We start from the raw sequence: 2037 nt of genomic DNA on the forward strand, positions 1-2037 counted from the left end.
TGCTTCAAAAAATCGTCTGATAAAAAATCCTCTGCTTTCATTATTCTGTGTAAAGTTTAAAAGTAAAAAAATCGGAGCTCTTACGAACTCCGATTTTCTATGTTTACACAGTTTTTGTTATAGTGTCAATAAAAAACGCCGCCCGATAAGGCGGCATTTAATTCTTTCAAACTGCATTAGCTCATGGCTCAATTCCGCCAAGTATCCCATGTTCCTTAATAGCAGTTACTACTTCATTTAATGCTGGATTAGATGAAAAGTGCTCTAACAGCTTGCTTAAATGATATTGATCTTCGCTACTTAATTTCTCTAATTCAAGAACAGAATCGTTATTAACAACCACAACTACAGTACTTACACCATGCAACAATCCATACCAAACTAATCTCTCCTTACCATCACGTTCACTTTTCCTCAAGCGCTCAAAGCCTGTAAAGCCCAATTCAAATAAATTTTCCTTACTTACCATCATTCTTTTTTAAATATTGCATCTACAGAAATGTAATCTCCATCACTATTTTTAACTCCTGTTACTGTCACTTTATTAAAACCTGCCCTTGACGCCATCTTGCCAGTATATGTTTGCAGAGCTGCCTGTTCCATCCCCACTTCCTTTACAAGCTTATTGAATGTTGCTAAATTATCGCCCATAGAACCAGCTCGCCATGTCCCACGAATGGACGTAATTTCATCGTAGTTTTTACTAACAAAGTCAAAAATTTCATCAAACACTTGAGCCCCATGTCCTTCTAAACTTGTGCCTTTAGTTTTAATAACTAAATTCAGTTCTCCTTGAGACAACCACCCTCTTCCTGCCTCATTGCCAAGACCATCAGTTACTTTAGCAAATCCATCAGCATCAAAAACTTTACTAAATGCCCTCCTTAGAGGGTTACCAATCATTCTCCCTAGTTCATCCGAATTACTACCCGGATTCAAATCCTCTGGCCCAGGATTGAGTAACCCCATAACAAAACTCCCTGCTTCATTTAACACCTGAGGATTTCTAGCGACCCAAACTAAAGGCGGCACCACAAATCGTCCAACTTTGACAGCAGTGGTTGTTGCAAGTACAGCAGTAGTAGGCCCAGCAATTACAGCTCCACCAATCAAAATTGGTGTTGCCGCAGCGCCTAGTGCTATTTTTTTCTCTAACGCCTTGTCTTGCTCGAGTTGCTCCGGTGTCATAGTGGCCCGTCTCTCATCTATCAAACGCCTCGAATGGTGCATTTGAAATGGATCAGCTTCTAATCCATCCAAATCCATAGCCCAAACTGGCGTATTGCTGGCAAATTGATATGGAGTTAATTCGGGATAGTCCTTGGTAATAGGATCGACACTTAAAAACCTACCCACTCTAGGATCATAAATCCTCATCCCATAATCCTGTTGCCCTCCTTCTCCTTTGCCTACCTCATTATCATTCTCCTTTCCGTTAAACCCATAGCTTCAGACCGCCAAAACTTTTGCCCTATAGTACATCCCGGCCTCCCATAACACCGGCTCTCTCAAAGAACTTCCGCCAAGATAGTTTTTTCTTTCATATGTCTATTTCCAACTGAAAGAAAAAATTCAACACCATCATGGGTAAAGCAGGTGGCTACAGCAGGTACCTGGAACCCGATGCCCGGCCACCTGCTTTGCCCATGATCCGCCAAGACCATACCACCGCTGGGTAATGTCCCGGTGCCGCCGTTCGCGGCAGGACTTGCACGAGCGCTGGTCACAAGTCCACCAGCAACGCATATGCACGCCCATACATGGCTCGCTGTGCCGCATCCGCCTCCGAACGCTCCAACGTCACCAGCTCCCGCAGGGCGCACCCATTGCAATGGCATACCAGACGAGGCGAGTAATGGAAGGCATCCCCGCATACCGAACAATTAAACGTACCGTAATCCGCTCCCAACGAGGGATTCATAAACCATAACAGATCCATCTGTTTACATTTTAAAGATTAAAGAAGATTGTGTTGATTGTCCACCTAAGGACGTTGGAGCATTTCCCGCCACCACCCGCCATGCGGCGGCACACACG

The 2037-nt window shown here is 44.0% G+C and carries 1 protein-coding gene and 1 pseudogene; both read right to left on the reverse strand.

Annotation, left to right across the window (positions count from 1 at the left end; translation table 11 throughout):
- Window positions 1–181: 181 nt before the first annotated feature.
- Window positions 182–472 carry a hypothetical protein gene (locus tag DEV76_RS25770; protein WP_109700843.1) on the reverse strand — a complete coding sequence of 97 codons (291 nt, stop codon included), beginning with the start codon at window positions 470–472 and terminating at the stop codon, window positions 182–184.
- Window positions 469–1434, reverse strand: a pseudogene (locus DEV76_RS25775) (RHS repeat domain-containing protein); the annotation flags it as partial. The pseudogene DEV76_RS25775 and the gene DEV76_RS25770, both read right to left, overlap by 4 nt.
- Window positions 1435–2037: the final 603 nt, after the last annotated feature.

This window comes from Chitinophaga deserti (genome assembly GCF_003149455.1).
Taxonomy (GTDB): Bacteria; Bacteroidota; Bacteroidia; order Chitinophagales; family Chitinophagaceae; genus Chitinophaga; species Chitinophaga deserti.

Bases quoted from the DNA above. Each gene is read 5' to 3' on its own strand.
- DEV76_RS25770 (WP_109700843.1), bottom strand. From the start codon at position 472: ATGATGGTAAGTAAGGAAAATTTATTTGAATTGGGCTTTACAGGCTTT.